Genomic DNA, 14,920 nt, shown 5'->3' on the forward strand with positions numbered 1-14,920 from the left:
CCATGAATTATTTCTTAATTAATGATTCACCAGTCATTTCCTCAGATTTTCTCACATCCAGTAAATCCAATAATGTTGGTGACAAATCAGCTAAAATGCCTCCATTACGAAGTTCAGCGTCTTCTTTCGTGACAATTACCGGAACCGGATTTGTTGTATGGGTGGTCATCGGTTCATCTTCGACTGTAACCACTTCATCCGAGTTGCCATGATCCGCTGTAATGATTGCATTTCCGCCAAGTTCAAGAATTTTATCGACGACTTTTCCGAGACATTCATCAACCGCTTCAATCGCCTTAATAGTTGGTTCAAGTTTACCGGAATGACCAACCATATCCGGATTGGCGAAATTTAAAATAATCGCATTGTGCTGTTGGGAATCGAGCTCCTGCAGCAGTGCATCTGTCACTTCGTACACACTCATTTCCGGCTTCAGGTCATACGTTGCAACCTTTGGCGAATCAATCAGAACCCTTTTCTCACCCGGAAATTCCTGTTCGCGTCCGCCGCTCATAAAAAACGTAACGTGCGGATACTTTTCCGTTTCCGCGATGCGCAGTTGGTTCAAATCATTTTGTGACAGTACTTCACCAACTGTATTATCCAGATTAACCGGCTCATAAGCAACATAGCCGTCAACCGATTCACTGAAATTCGTCAGCATTACAAAGTCCAGATTCTTTGGTACACTTTCCCCTCGGTCAAAATCATGAAAATCTTCATTGGCAAATGTACGGGAAATTTGGATTGCCCGATCAGGCCGGAAATTGTAAAAAATAATCGAATCCCCATCCTGGACTTTCCCTACTGGATCATTATTTTCATCGGTCAGCACCGACGGAATAACGAATTCATCATAAATGCCATTTTCATATGAATCATCGATAACTTCATAGGGATCCTGATAGCTTGGACCTTTGCCATAAACCATTGCATCATAGGCCTTTTTGACTCGCTCCCACCGTTTATCCCGGTCCATCGAGTAATACCGGCCGGAGATGGTCGCTATTTTACCGACACCATATTCGTTCATTTTGTCCTGTGTTGCTTTGATATATTTTTTTGCGGTTTGTTGTCCGACATCACGTCCGTCCAAGAACGCATGGACATATACATCATGCAAATCATTGTCCCTGGCCAATTTCAGCAGTGCAAACAGGTGACGAATATGACTGTGCACACCACCATCTGACAGGAGTCCGAAAATGTGCAGTGCCTTTCCATTCTCTTTTGCATTCTTAATTGACTTCAAAAATGCTTCTTTTTCAAAAAAGTCGCCTTCTTTAATCGATAGGTTGACGCGGGTCAAGCTTTGATAGACAATACGGCCGGCACCGATATTTAAATGTCCGACTTCCGAGTTACCCATTTGGCCTTCCGGAAGACCGACAGCTTCACCTGATGCATTCAGCTGGTTATGCGGATACTCATTCCAATACCGATCAAAATTCGGTGTGTTTGCTTTTTTAACAGCGTTGCCCTTTTCCTCACCCCGAATGCCAAACCCATCCAGAATGATTAGCGCAGCTAGCTTTTCCTGGTTCATTTCGTTCCAGCCTCCACAAGTTTGAGAAAAGAATCAGGTTCAAGACTTGCTCCGCCAACTAATGCACCATCGATATCTGATTGTGCCAGCAATTCGTCAACATTGGCTGGTTTAACACTTCCACCATATTGAATAACTACTTTTTCAGCAACTTCCTCTGATGTGATTTTTTTCATAACGTTGCGGATGTGTGTGCAGACTTCGTTGGCATCCTCACTTGATGCTGTTTTGCCTGTACCGATTGCCCAGATTGGTTCATAGGCAATGATGACAGAAGCAGTCTGTGCGTTGGACAACCCTTTCAATGCTTTTTGTACCTGGGTCTCGATATGATTCATTGTTTCATTTGCTTCACGTTGTTCGAGCGTTTCTCCTACACAAATAACTGGTAGCAGATTATGGTTAAATGCTGCATGTGTTTTTTTATTCACCATTTCATCGGTTTCTGCAAAGTATGCACGGCGTTCCGAGTGACCGATGACGACATGTGTAACACCAAGATCCTTAAGCATGACCGGGCTGACTTCACCAGTAAATGCCCCGCTCTCTTCGTAATGCATGTTCTGAGCACCAATCTTAATTGGTGATCCTTTCGTTTTTTCAACAAGTGCCGGCAAAAATGGAAATGGAGCACAGACAACTGCTTCCACATGTTCATCAGCCGGCACTTTATTTACGACAGCGTCAGCAAATTGATTTGCTTCAGAAAGTACTTTGTTCATTTTCCAGTTTGCAGCAATTACATTCTTTCGCATCGTCTCACCTCATCTATTATTTTTCATCCAGTGCTTGTACGCCTGGAAGAACCTTGCCTTCCATAAATTCAAGTGATGCACCGCCACCAGTTGAAACGTGGTTCATATCATCAGCAAAGCCAAACTTTTCAACAGCTGCCGCGGAATCACCACCACCGATGACAGTATATCCTTCTGTTTCAGCAAGTGCTTCCGCTACAGCTCTTGTCCCGCCGGCAAAAGCATTCATTTCAAAAACACCCATTGGCCCGTTCCAGATAACCAACTTGGAGTCAGTAACAATCTGTGCATATGTCTCGCGTGTTTTCGGGCCAATATCCAATGCTTCCCAATCAGCAGGAATGTTATCAATCGCAGTGATTTTCGTGTTGGCATCTTCAGAAAAATTATCGGCCACAACAGCATCCTCAGGCAACACAAAGTTGACCCCTTTGTCTTTGGCCTTTTGCATAAATTCTTTTGCCATATCAACCTTATCCTCTTCCAGCAATGATTTACCAATTTCATGCCCCTGTGCCTTGACAAAGGTATAAGCAAGACCACCGCCGATAATCAAATTGTCCACCTTATCAAGCAGATGATTAATCACATTAATTTTATCCTTCACTTTTGCGCCGCCGATGATTGCCGTAAATGGACGTTCAGGATTCTCCAGTGCTTTTCCCAATACCTCAATTTCTTTTTCCAATAATAATCCCGCTGCTGATGGAAGGTGTTCCGCAACACCGGTGGTCGAAGCATGTGCACGGTGTGCCGCACCAAACGCATCATTCACGTACAGATCAGCCATATTAGCGAACGCCTGTACCAGTTCTGGATCATTCTTCTCCTCGCCTGCTTCAAACCGAACATTTTCAATCAGCAAAATATCCCCATTACCAAGACGTGAAATTGCTTCATCTACTTCTTCTCCGACCACTTCATCAGTTTTGATGATTTCTTTACCAAGCAGGTCACTTAATCGTGCTGCAACAGGATCCAGCCGAAGTTCATCGACTGCCTTTCCTTTTGGACGTCCGAGATGGCTCACCAGGATGACTGCCGCTCCATTGTCTGTCAGTTGACGGATTGTCGGCAATGCAGCTTTAATGCGCGTATCATCGGTAACCTCGCCATCCTTCATTGGAACGTTAAAATCAACACGGCAAAACACCTTTTCACCTGCAACATCCAAATCCTGAAGTGTTTTTTTGTTCATGTCATAACCTCCCGCTACATTACATATGTACCATTTTAGATTTTCCCAAATCTTTTATCCGTTAATCATTATACTAGAAATCGAAACATAAGAATACATATCGCCTATTTGAAGGAACTTCAAACTCGGGACGGATATGCGCGATTCCTTTTTTCAAAGAGAGCATACAACCACAAAAGGAGGAGGAATCTCCCCCTCCTTTAGCAGCTAGCTTTCCTATAAAAAGCAGCGCCTTCCATTATTGTGCTTGTTTATGCATATATACTGCCATGTCTACACAACGGGAAGAATAGCCCATTTCATTATCATACCAAGAAACAACTTTAACCATGTTATCTTCCATTGTCATAGTCGAAATGCTGTCAAAGATGGATGAATGGGTGTTTCCGACAATATCGGAAGAAACCAGTGGCGCTTCGGTATATTCCAGAATGCCTTTAAGCTCACCTTCCGCGGCTTCTTTAAATGCTTGATTAACTTCCTCTTCGGTTACATTTTGATCAAGTTCTGCAACAAGATCGATAATAGAACCATCCGGAGTCGGGACGCGCATAGCCATTCCGTTCAGTTTTCCATCCAGATCTGGCATTACTTTTCCAACGACTTTGGCAGCACCGGTTGTTGTTGGAATAATATTTTGTGCAGCTGCACGTGCTCTGCGATAGTCTTTGTGCGGCAGATCAAGAATCTGCTGGTCATTCGTATAAGAGTGTACGGTTGTCATCAAGCCGCGTTTCAGTCCGAATTTGTCATGCAGTACTTTAGCAAGCGGTGCAATACCGTTTGTTGTACATGATGCATTGGAAACAATGTGATGTTCAGCCGGATCATAGTCCTGCTCGTTGACACCCATTACCATTGTTAAATCTTCCTGTTTTGCAGGTGCTGAAATAATTACTTTTTTCGCACCGGCATCCAGGTGTTTCTTGGCATCGTCACGCTGCGTGAAACGTCCGGTTGATTCAATGACAATTTCCACACCGAGATCGCCCCAGCCAAGATTTGCCGGATCACGTTCACTCAGCACTTTAATTTCATTTCCACCGACAACGATGTTTGATCCATTTACACTTACTTCTTCATCCAAAATACCATGAACGGAATCATACTTTAGCAGGTGTGCAAGCATTTCAGCATCCGTCAGATCATTTACTGCAACCACTTCTACTTCATCATTCTTTAGTGCTTGACGAAACACATTACGTCCAATTCGTCCAAAACCGTTTATACCAATTTTTACAGCCATTTATAATTCCTCCCAGAATTTATAGTTGAATTAATCTATTTGAAAACTTGGCATATCACCAAGGTTTTACAACAATCTTAGTGCCTTACGTTTAAACTCTCTTTTAATCCTTCAAAATCTCCTCTGCAGCTGCCTCATCCGTAATCAGTAAATCACTGTTTCCTTTTTTAAAATAAGACGCGATTGCATTGGCTTTTGACTTTCCGCCGGCAATAGTGATTACCTGCTCAGCTTCGGTAAGATCATCCAGCTGAATACCGATTGTACGGACTTTATGGACGACATCACCCTGCTTATCAAAATAATAACCGAATGCTTCACTTACTGCGTTCGCAGCTTGCAGTTTTTTAAAAACATCTTTTGGTGTCTTCCGGCGTTCAGCCATCGTCAACGCGTCACCGATTCCATGCAAAACAATGCCGGCACTCTTAATCAGCTGCAATGTCCCTTTAATTGACGGTTCTTCTATCATAGTCTGATAAGAAGATTCACTTATGGGATCGGGTACGTATAACAGCCTGTACGAACCATTTGCCTGCCTCGCCATTCTCGCGGCAATCGTATTGGCCTGATTTTCTTCTTTCTCACCAATCCCTCCCCTGGCCGGTACAAACTGGCAATCCTTTGCATAGTCAAACGGGGTCATCATCTCCGCTGCTGCAGCCATCGTTGTTCCACCGGTGACTGCAATTGTCATACCCGGCTGCGTTTTTTCCTTCAGGCGGGAAATACAGTCTTTACCCATCTCCTGTTTTACCCATTCCTGCTCATCACTGTTTCCGGGGACGATGATTACTTCATTCAGTTGTAATTTTTCCCTTAGTTGTTTTTCTAAAACACTCAGCCCCATTGCTTCATGCATAAATATCGACAACTGGTCAGTTACTAATTTTCCCGCTTTTGTTATTTGCATTCCTTTTGCGGTCACATTAATCAGACCCTGGTCCTGAAGAAAATCCACTTCACCGCGCACAAAACGCTCGGTATATTCCGTGTTATCAGCAAGACTCCGCCGGCCAATCGGCTGAAGCAGTTCAATTTGCTGCAGGATTATATAGCGCCGCTGCATAATTTCCAGCAAATCAGGATATAATTTCTTCTGTATTTCGATTAAGTCCCACATCCAAAAAAACTCCTTTTCCGGACGATTTTGTCCCGCGTATATAAATTATGTCCCGCAGCTGTCAAAAAAATATAAACAACTTCATCAACTATTATTGTATCATACATTCCGCATTATTCAATTATTTTGTTTCCTGTAATGCTTTCTCAAGCGATTCATAGTTGATTTGTTCACAAACAAGCGTGATATCATTTATTTGCACAACTGGTATCGCCAACTGATATTCTTCCAGCCACGCATCATTCGTATAGATATCCCTTTCCTCCAGTTCAAACAGATACTCACTTCGCAATAAATCCAACAACACTTCGGCATTTTCACATAATGGACAGTTTTCTTTTGTATAAAATATTAATTTTCGCATGTTTCTACCCCTTTCGCTTGTTGGAAGAAGGGAATCCGAGTTGTTCACGATACTTCATAATCGTTCTGCGAGCTGCGGTAATTCCAAATTCCTTCTGCAGCCGATCCTTTATTTTCTGATCAGACAATGGCTTATTTTTACTTTCATGCTGAATAAGTTCATGAATGATTTGCTTTATGACAAATGATGATGTCTGATTTCCGTCCTGTTGTCTGACTCCGGATTGCAAAAAGAATTTCAACGGCAGCACACCATGCTTTGTCTGTACATATTTATTGGTGATGGCACGGCTTACCGTTGATATATGCAAGTCAAGCTCGACTGCTATCTCTTTCAATGTCAATGGCTGCATCATAAACGGTCCATGCTCGAGATATAACTGCTGCTTCTCGACAATCTTGCTAATAACCCTTTCCAACGTGTCTGATCGATAGGAAATCGCTTTTTTCAACCAGTTCACCTGATTTAATTTTTCCTTCAGAAATGCTGCTGCTTCTTTTTCCTCCGTTTGAAAATTCACATATTCCTGATTCACCTCGATAACAGGGGAATTCCATTTAAAGAAAGAGATCTTCCAAGTACCTTCTTCTTCATAAATGGTTGCTTCCGGTATGATATAATCGGCTCTATTATCCGACAAAAGCTGACCCGGCCTGGGATGGCACAATTTTATCTGCTCGATGGCCTGAACCGCTTCTTCTTCCGTGGTCCCCAACGCGCTGCAAATTTCAGTGATATCCTCGCCTGCCACCAACTCCATATACTCGTCCAGCAATTTATATGCAACACTGGTTGAATCATTCAGTTGCAGCAGAATACATTCCTTCAGGCTCCGCGCACCTATTCCTGCCGGTTCAAGTGCCTGGATATACCTCAAAGCCTCACTAGTTTCATCTATAGTCATACCGCATTGTTCAGCCCATAACGACAGATCAATATCAAGATATCCATCCTCATCCAGAGAATCAATACCAAATAAAACTGCATCTTTCAGATCTTCGGGTATTTCCAGCGTGTACAATTGACTTTTTAATTGTTCATACATTGTCAGTGTTTTGGCGTTCATTTCCCCAATGGATGTCTGTCCGGCATTGGAAGTTTGATAGTTATATATTTCATAGTCATAATTCACTTCTTCGATCAGAGGGTTTTCCTTGGAAAGCTGGCTGATATACTCAACCATTTCCAGTCCTGTATACTGAAGCAGATTAATCGACTGTAACAAGGACTGATTCATCTTCATCTTTAATGATTGTTCTAAATTCAGCTTCTGCTTCATCCTGATCCCTCCATCCTCTTTCTATTTTGCCATATAATCCGGAAAAACTCATCCCATATATAAATGTTTTCATCATGCCGTCATGTATTGATAAATATCACATTATTTTCCATCATGAGGGTATATAATAAAGGCAGTTCAGTTAAAAAATATTTTTAGATGTAAAAAAACGAAGCTCTTTATGAACTTCGCTTTTATAATCCCATATTATTTTTTAAACCGGTAGCCCACTCCCCATATTGTTTGAATATACTTAGGATTGGAGGCTTGGTAATATGCTTTTAGTAAAGATTTATTGTATTTAATATTCGGATTATTAATAAATTTCTTTATTGTTGCACATAAGTAATGCCAACCTTTATTTGAATAAGAAAAACCCAGCCAATCACAACACTTATTAACTTCGACTGTTACGATGGGTGAGTTGCTATTAAAAATGTTTTTTGGGTTAGCCATAAAGTCATTCCCTTCCCAGAACTATTTATCAGATTAATTACTGCATTATATATCTCTGTTCCTGAAATTATTAATATAAATAAGTAATACCGTGCAATGAACCAATTAGACAAAGTTAATAACCTGCCAATACAAAAACCCCCTTCCCGCTACCGTAAAGTAACGAAAAGAGGGCTTGATGCGTCAAGTATATACAATTAAAAACCGTGGTTAAAACCGTGAGCTTTCCGAATGGCTTATTCATTTAAAAACCTTATTTTTAAATAAATTAACGCGCCCAGAGGGATTCGAACCCCCGACTCCTGGTACCGGAAACCAGTGCTCTATCCAGCTGAGCTATGGGCGCAAACAAAATCACACAATGAATATTATAACGTCACTTTTTCAGATAAACAAGCTTTTTATCAAAATATATTCCCCAAAATATTATTTTCCAATTTTATTATTTTTGAGAAAAAAGAGAAAAACCCCAAAAATTATTTTAACAATGTATACTGTACATGAATTCAAAACAGTCAAATTATTTTTAATACAGCAAAAAGGAGGCTGCAAATGGACAAGGATGAACCACTCCTTCAAGTAAAAAATCTGCATACACATTTCTTCACCAAGTCCGGTGTTGTTAAAGCTGTTGATGGTGTTAATTTTACCGTCAACCCCGGCGAAACACTCGGAATTGTAGGTGAATCCGGTTCAGGGAAAAGCATCACAGCATTGTCTATACTTGGTCTTATCCCTTCCCCGCCAGGAAAAATTGTGGATGGTGAAATAAATTTTAAAGGTGAAAACCTGTTCAACAAATCAACCAGGGAGATGCGCCAAATCCGCGGTAAAGAAATTGCTATGGTATTTCAGGATCCGATGACCTCACTGAATCCTGTCTTTACCGTTGAAAAACAAATGATTGAAACCATTCTGGCGCATGAAAAAATGAACAAGCGGCAAGCAAAAGATCGAGCCCTGGAACTATTGGAGCTTGTCGGCATCCCCGACCCTAAAAAACGGTTACGGAACTACCCGCATGAGTTCAGCGGCGGCATGAGACAGCGGGTTATGATTGCAATGGCATTATCATGCAACCCTTCCCTTTTAATTGCGGATGAACCTACAACAGCACTTGATGTGACGATTCAGGCACAGATTCTTGATCTGTTCAAACGCATGCAAAAAGAACTCAACATGGCAGTTGTCATGATTACACATGACCTTGGTGTAGTTGCGGAGGTATGTGACCGTGTCATGGTTATGTATTCCGGTAAACCTGCGGAATACGCAGAAACCAAGCACTTATTTGATTATGGGAAGCATCCGTATACTTTGGGACTGATGAATTCAATACCGAAAATAACTGCTGAGAAACAGCAACTTGAGGCAATTGATGGAAATCCGCCGGACTTAAGGGCACTTCCCAAAGGATGCAGTTTTGCCCCGAGATGCAGGCATGCGATGGAAAGCTGTCTGACAATCGATCCTGATTTGCGGGAAGTCGAGGATGATCATTATGTTCGCTGTTTGCTTTACGAAGATTCCAAAAAGGCGGTATCAACATGAGTACATTACTGGAAGTCAACAACATAAAAAAACATTTTCCATTAAAAAAGAAAAATCCCTTATCAAGAACGCAACCCGTCTTAAAAGCTGTGGATGGTGTATCTTTTTCCATCCAATCCGGGGAAACCCTCGGACTTGTCGGAGAAAGCGGATGCGGTAAATCAACTGCCGGAAGAGTTATGCTGAAATTGTTGGAACCAACAGACGGCGAAATTTACTACAAAGGGGAAAATATCACCTCGTTTCGTGGTGAAAAACTGCGTAAACTGCGACGGGATATGCAGATTATTTTTCAGGATCCATACGCATCGTTAAATCCGCGTAAAACGATTGAGCAAACAATAACAGAACCGATGAAAATTTTCCAAATACCCAGGAAGGAACAGCAGAAAAAGCTGAATAGGCTGCTTGATGTTGTTGGACTCAGTTCCTATCACAAACAACGCTATCCACACGAATTCAGCGGTGGTCAGCGCCAAAGGATTGGGATTGCCAGATCCCTCGCGCTTGATCCGGAACTGGTCATTTGTGACGAGCCTGTCTCCGCACTGGACGTTTCCATTCAGGCTCAGGTCATCAATTTGATGGAGGACCTGCAGGACGAATTCAACCTGACATATATTTTCATTGCGCATGACTTAAGTGTTGTTCACCATATCAGTGATCGCGTTGCCGTCATGTATCTCGGTGAACTCGCCGAAATCGGTAAAGTGGATGAGGTTTACCAAAATCCAAAACATCCATATACACAGGCATTATTATCAGCTGTTCCGGAGGCAAATCCTCATCGGGAAAAGAAACAAATTATATTGTCAGGTGACTTGCCTTCACCTGCAAATCCGCCTGAGGGCTGTAAATTCCATACACGCTGTCCATTTGCTGAAGAAATTTGCCGGACACAGAAACCGGCGCTGAAACAAGTGTCTGAAAACGGGCAAATGGCCGCCTGTCACTTCGCTAAGGAGGTGATGGAAGAAAATACCGGCCAAACAACTACTTAACTGAAGGAGGATTTATTGTGAAAAATCGTAAGTTATTGTTTCTGTTATCTTTGCTTTTTACGGTAATGTTTGTTCTGGCTGCATGTACACAGGATGCCGGTACCGGATCCAGCAGCAGCGCTTCCGGTGACAGTGGATCATCCGCTGATGAATCCAACGATGAAAAAACACTTGTCTTTGGTCGTGGTGCCGATTCCATTCAATTGGACCCATCTAAAGTTACCGACGGCGAATCAATCTATGTCACCAACCAGATTTATGATCCGCTTGTAAGATATAAAGTGGAAGGAACCGAAGTTCAGCCTGCCCTGGCGACAGAATGGAAAGTCAGCAAGGATGGACTCGTCTGGACATTCCAGCTTCGTGAAGGTGTCAAATTCCATGATGGAACAGATTTCACAGCAAAAGATGTCGTGTTCAATTTTGAGCGCTGGGCATCGTCAGGGGAATATATTTACTACGGCTACATGTTCGGTGCAACCAAAGATGACCTTGGAGGAATTATTGAAAAAGTCGAAGCAACCGATAAATACGAAATAAAAATCACTCTCTCAGAACCTAACGCACCATTCCTTCAGACACTAGCAATGCCGCCATTTGGTATTGCAAGTCCGGACGCCATTAAAAAACATGGTGAAAATTACTTTAAAAATCCGGTTGGAACAGGTCCGTTTGTATTTCAAGAGTGGATTCCGGATGACACGATTACCTTAACAAAAAATGAGGACTATTTTGGTAAAGTAGCCAACGTGGATAAGGTGATTTTCCGGACCATCCCGGATAATGGAGCACGATTCCTGGAGTTGCAGGCAGGCTCAATTGATCTGATGACCGGTCTGAATCCGCAGGACATTGAAACAGCGGAAAATGATGAAAACCTGAAAATTATCCGCAGACCTTCCATGAATATAAGCTACATGGCGATGAATACGAGCAAAAAAGGACCAATGTCCAGCAAGAAAGTACGTCAGGCTATTAACTGGGCGATCGACAAGGAAGAATTGATGACTTTATTTGAAGGCATTGGAAAGCCGGCTAAAAATCCAATTCCGCCTTCACTTTGGGGTTACAATGATGAAATTGAAGATTACGGCTATGATGTCGAAAAAGCAAAGACACTGCTAGCTGAAGCAGGCTATCCGGATGGTTTTGACACTTCTTTGCACATCATGGCAAATCCGAGACCATATTTACCACAGCCGAAACTGACTGCACAAGCAATTCAGCAGATGCTTAAAAAAGTGAACATTAATGTTGAAATTATTGAAAGTGACTGGGATACACACCTGGCACTGACCGAAGACGGCAAACATGATATGGCATTCTTAGGCTGGACCGGTGATAATGGTGATCCTGATAATTTCCTGTATGTATTACTTGATAAAGACAATGCGAAAAAAGGCTCTGCAGGAAATATTGCTTTCTATAAAAATGATGAAGTTCATGACTTGTTAAAAGCTGCTCAAACCGAAATGAACCAGGAGAAACGGATTGAGTACTACATGAAGGCACAGGAAATCATTCATGAAGATGCACCATGGTTCCCGATTGCACATACGACACCACCGCTTGCAGCAAGCAAGAAAGTTGTCAATTATACACCACACCCTACCGGAAGTGAGCCATTTAATCTTTTGGATATTAAGAAGTAAAAATAATACCGGGGGCTGACTTGATACAGCAGTTCCCGGTAATCACTCCATTTTTGTACATATAAGACGGGAGGTATACTGATGCTCCAATACATTGTAAAACGAATATTCATGCTTATTCCCGTGCTGCTCGGTGTCTCCATCCTTACCTTTTCCCTGATTCATCTTATCCCCGGTGATCCGGCTAAAAGTATGCTTGGCAATAAAGCAACCGAAGCACAACTGGAAGCACTCAGAGCGGAACTGGGATTGAATGACCCTTACGTTGTACAATATGGCCGATTTTTAGGCGATATTTTACAGGGGGATCTCGGTCAGTCCATACAATCAAAAGAAGATATCGCCATTCAATTAATGCACAAATTGCCAGCTACAATTGAACTGACCATCTTCGCGATGATTCTTGCGGTAGTTGTAGGTGTGACAGCCGGAGTAATTGCGGCAGTCAAACAATATTCATGGTTTGACAATCTGAGTATGACGGGAGCCCTATTTGGTGTTTCGATGCCGATTTTCTGGCTGGGTCTGATGATGATTTTATTTTTTTCCGTTCAGCTTCAGCTTATGCCGCCATCCGGAAGATTATCTTCTGGTATAGAACTGAATACCATTACAAACTTCTTTTTGCTGGACAGCATTTTAACCTGGAACTGGGTTGCCTTTAAAGATGCCTTCTTCCATCTGCTGATGCCAGGAATTGCACTTGGAACTATTCCGATGGCCATCATTGCGCGTATGACGCGGTCAAGCATGCTGGAAGTAATGAAACAGGATTATATCCGGACAGCAGATGCAAAAGGGTTGAAAAAACATTTAATTATTTTTCAGCATGCCTTAAAAAACGCCTTTCTGCCTGTTCTAACCGTCATCGGCCTGCAATTTGGCCTATTGCTTGGCGGTGCCGTACTGACTGAGACCATCTTTTCATGGCCTGGTGTCGGGCGCTATGTGTATCTGGCCGTTTTGGGCCGTGACTTTACCGTCGTTCAGAGCACTATTTTAGTAATTGCAACGATTTTTGTATTAGTGAATCTGATCACCGATCTGCTTTACAAATATTTTGATCCGAGAATCAGCTATGATTGATACTTTAATGAAAGGATGTGCTTTCAATGGAATTGCAGCCAAACTCTGTCCGGGATACCGATGCAGTACCTGCCGATGAACTTGTGCAGCAAAAGAAAAGCAGCCTATGGAAAGACGTTTTTTTCCGGCTCATAAAAAGTAAAACATCACTAATCGGGCTGTGTATCATCCTTCTTTTAATTGTAACTGCTATTTTTGCACCTTTAATCGCGACACACAGCCCAACGTCCTATGAATCCATTACCGATCGCTATCAGCCGCCATCTGCTGAGCATTTCCTGGGGACAGATGCACTCGGCAGGGATATTTTCAGCAGAATCGTATACGGTACACGCATTTCCATCCAGATTGGCGTGTTTACCGTAGCTATTTCGATGATCATCGGTGTACTTCTTGGCGGAATTGCCGGTTATTTCGGAAAATGGATTGATCAGATTATCATGCGTCTCGTTGATATCCTAATGGCTTTTCCAAGTATCCTCTTGGCAATTGCACTCGTTGCCGTCTTGGGACCAAGCCTCCAGAATGCGATGATTGCCGTCGGGATTGTTGGAATCCCGCAATTTGCAAGAATTGTCCGGTCAGCGGTTCTGTCGGTCAAAGAAACCGAATACATTGAGGCCGCCAAAGCAATCGGTGCAAAAAATGGCCGGGTACTGATGCAGCATGTGCTGCCTAATTGTCTGGCACCGATTATTGTCCAGGCTACCCTGAGTGTAGGTACAGCAATACTTGATGCAGCCGGATTAAGTTTTCTAGGGCTCGGAGCTCAGCCGCCTACTCCCGAATGGGGTGCGATGCTCAGTGACGGACGCGCGGCATTGCAGAATGCTCCATGGGTCGTAGCCTTCCCCGGAATTGCAATTTTTCTCGTGGTGCTCGGGTTCAACTTATTTGGCGATGGATTACGTGATGCTTTAGACCCACGATTAAAGGAATAATTACAATTTTAAAAAAGTGTAGTAAGATAAGGTAAATGCAGTTGTATTTGCCTTATCTTTTTTAGCTTGGCAAATGCCGAGTTTTTCCAATCCTTCTGCCAGGGAGCGATTTGCAGTGAAACGGTACATTCCTATAGCTGTCTGTTTAACCTTTGTATTCGTATTATGCTTCATCTCCATCAATGAAACACAATCGGAACATTTTAATACGTATCCAAATCTGCCTGCACCAATCGGTACGGAAAAAATACTGATTACTTCCACCGGACAGGCACCAGAGGGAAGTATTCTCCTAAAAATAGCTGACAGCCTGAACCTTGAAGCGGACTACCGCCCCAGGGCATTAGGGTCAGACCTGTATGACTACAACAGTGTGGTTATCATGCTCGGGTACAGTGCAAACGGTTTAACACAAACCAACCGATCATTTCAGGAGGAAATCGCCCGGACAAAGAAACTGCTTAACGCAGCTGAGAACAACAGCCTCCCTGTTGTTTTGATCAACATTTCCGGATTATTTCGTGATGATAACCGAACGATAAAATTATTTGAGATGACCGCACCATACGCTGATTACTTCATTGGGTTAAAAAACACGAAAAATAAAGCAAAACAGATTCGTAAACTGCGAAAACATCATATTCCTGTCACACTTGTAAATGATTTGGAAGATTTGTCAGTACCATTCAATGCCATTTTTCGATAGAAAGGCTGATTCTCCA

At 42.5% G+C, this 14,920-nt stretch carries 13 protein-coding genes and 1 tRNA gene; 6 read left to right on the forward strand and 8 right to left on the reverse strand.

Annotated elements, in window-relative coordinates; genetic code table 11:
• Window positions 1–7 precede the first annotated feature (7 nt).
• The 8 genes from gpmI to HUX68_RS07455 form a co-directional block, all read right to left on the reverse strand.
• Complete coding sequence (gene gpmI, locus HUX68_RS07420; RefSeq protein ID WP_174614231.1) at window positions 8–1,546, reverse strand: 2,3-bisphosphoglycerate-independent phosphoglycerate mutase; 1,539 nt, start codon at window positions 1,544–1,546, stop codon at window positions 8–10.
• A complete protein-coding gene (gene tpiA, locus HUX68_RS07425; RefSeq protein WP_174614232.1) occupies window positions 1,543–2,301 on the reverse strand; it encodes a triose-phosphate isomerase in 759 nt (252 codons plus the stop codon). The genes gpmI and tpiA overlap by 4 nt, the downstream gene beginning before the upstream one ends.
• Before the next feature lie 16 nt (window positions 2,302–2,317).
• Window positions 2,318–3,499 carry a phosphoglycerate kinase gene (locus HUX68_RS07430; RefSeq protein WP_174614233.1) on the reverse strand — a complete coding sequence of 394 codons (1,182 nt, stop codon included), beginning with the start codon at window positions 3,497–3,499 and terminating at the stop codon, window positions 2,318–2,320.
• A gap of 238 nt (window positions 3,500–3,737) precedes the next feature.
• The gene (gene gap / locus HUX68_RS07435; protein ID WP_174614234.1) at window positions 3,738–4,745 is read right to left on the reverse strand and encodes a type I glyceraldehyde-3-phosphate dehydrogenase; all 1,008 of its coding nucleotides are present in this window, start codon (window positions 4,743–4,745) and stop codon (window positions 3,738–3,740) included.
• Between the two features lie 103 nt (window positions 4,746–4,848).
• On the reverse strand, window positions 4,849–5,868 hold the full coding sequence (locus tag HUX68_RS07440; protein ID WP_174614235.1) for a sugar-binding transcriptional regulator: 1,020 nt from the start codon (window positions 5,866–5,868) through the stop codon (window positions 4,849–4,851).
• A gap of 121 nt (window positions 5,869–5,989) precedes the next feature.
• Window positions 5,990–6,232 (reverse strand): glutaredoxin family protein, encoded by a 243-nt coding sequence (locus HUX68_RS07445; protein ID WP_174614236.1) that lies wholly within the window; start codon window positions 6,230–6,232, stop codon window positions 5,990–5,992.
• A gap of 4 nt (window positions 6,233–6,236) precedes the next feature.
• Complete coding sequence (gene rpoN / locus HUX68_RS07450) at window positions 6,237–7,511, reverse strand: RNA polymerase factor sigma-54 (protein WP_174614237.1); 1,275 nt, start codon at window positions 7,509–7,511, stop codon at window positions 6,237–6,239.
• Window positions 7,512–8,239: 728 nt separating this feature from the next.
• Window positions 8,240–8,313 (reverse strand) — tRNA-Arg (locus tag HUX68_RS07455).
• A 206-nt stretch (window positions 8,314–8,519) separates the two neighbouring features.
• On the opposite strand from HUX68_RS07455, the gene HUX68_RS07460 reads away from it, so the two are divergent.
• The 6 genes from HUX68_RS07460 (at window position 8,520) to HUX68_RS07485 (ending at window position 14,904) form a co-directional block, all read left to right on the forward strand.
• A complete protein-coding gene (locus tag HUX68_RS07460; protein ID WP_174614238.1) occupies window positions 8,520–9,518 on the forward strand; it encodes an ABC transporter ATP-binding protein in 999 nt (332 codons plus the stop codon).
• Window positions 9,515–10,519: an ABC transporter ATP-binding protein gene (locus HUX68_RS07465; protein WP_174614239.1), complete on the forward strand. Its 1,005-nt coding sequence runs from the start codon at window positions 9,515–9,517 to the stop codon at window positions 10,517–10,519. The genes HUX68_RS07460 and HUX68_RS07465 overlap by 4 nt, the downstream gene beginning before the upstream one ends.
• A gap of 65 nt (window positions 10,520–10,584) precedes the next feature.
• Window positions 10,585–12,171, forward strand: coding sequence for an ABC transporter substrate-binding protein (locus tag HUX68_RS07470; RefSeq protein WP_174616377.1), 1,587 nt, complete (start codon window positions 10,585–10,587; stop codon window positions 12,169–12,171).
• A gap of 81 nt (window positions 12,172–12,252) precedes the next feature.
• Entirely contained in the window at window positions 12,253–13,257 is a 1,005-nt protein-coding gene (locus tag HUX68_RS07475) for an ABC transporter permease (RefSeq protein WP_174614240.1), read from the forward strand.
• Window positions 13,258–13,283: 26 nt separating this feature from the next.
• Window positions 13,284–14,198: a nickel transporter permease gene (gene nikC / locus HUX68_RS07480; protein ID WP_174614241.1), complete on the forward strand. Its 915-nt coding sequence runs from the start codon at window positions 13,284–13,286 to the stop codon at window positions 14,196–14,198.
• A gap of 115 nt (window positions 14,199–14,313) precedes the next feature.
• Window positions 14,314–14,904, forward strand: coding sequence for a DUF6305 family protein (locus tag HUX68_RS07485; protein WP_174614242.1), 591 nt, complete (start codon window positions 14,314–14,316; stop codon window positions 14,902–14,904).
• Window positions 14,905–14,920 lie beyond the last annotated feature (16 nt).

The sequence above is a fragment of the Virgibacillus ihumii genome (assembly GCF_902726655.1).
Lineage (GTDB): Bacteria > Bacillota > Bacilli > Bacillales > Amphibacillaceae > Lentibacillus > Lentibacillus ihumii.

Bases quoted from the DNA above. Each gene is read 5' to 3' on its own strand.
- gpmI (WP_174614231.1), bottom strand. From the start codon at position 1,546: ATGAACCAGGAAAAGCTAGCTGCGCTAATCATTCTGGATGGGTTTGGC.
- tpiA (WP_174614232.1), bottom strand. From the start codon at position 2,301: ATGCGAAAGAATGTAATTGCTGCAAACTGGAAAATGAACAAAGTACTT.
- HUX68_RS07430 (WP_174614233.1), bottom strand. From the start codon at position 3,499: ATGAACAAAAAAACACTTCAGGATTTGGATGTTGCAGGTGAAAAGGTG.
- gap (WP_174614234.1), bottom strand. From the start codon at position 4,745: ATGGCTGTAAAAATTGGTATAAACGGTTTTGGACGAATTGGACGTAAT.
- HUX68_RS07440 (WP_174614235.1), bottom strand. From the start codon at position 5,868: ATGTGGGACTTAATCGAAATACAGAAGAAATTATATCCTGATTTGCTG.
- HUX68_RS07445 (WP_174614236.1), bottom strand. From the start codon at position 6,232: ATGCGAAAATTAATATTTTATACAAAAGAAAACTGTCCATTATGTGAA.
- rpoN (WP_174614237.1), bottom strand. From the start codon at position 7,511: ATGAAGCAGAAGCTGAATTTAGAACAATCATTAAAGATGAAGATGAAT.
- HUX68_RS07460 (WP_174614238.1), top strand. From the start codon at position 8,520: ATGGACAAGGATGAACCACTCCTTCAAGTAAAAAATCTGCATACACAT.
- HUX68_RS07465 (WP_174614239.1), top strand. From the start codon at position 9,515: ATGAGTACATTACTGGAAGTCAACAACATAAAAAAACATTTTCCATTA.
- HUX68_RS07470 (WP_174616377.1), top strand. From the start codon at position 10,585: ATGTTTGTTCTGGCTGCATGTACACAGGATGCCGGTACCGGATCCAGC.
- HUX68_RS07475 (WP_174614240.1), top strand. From the start codon at position 12,253: ATGCTCCAATACATTGTAAAACGAATATTCATGCTTATTCCCGTGCTG.
- nikC (WP_174614241.1), top strand. From the start codon at position 13,284: ATGGAATTGCAGCCAAACTCTGTCCGGGATACCGATGCAGTACCTGCC.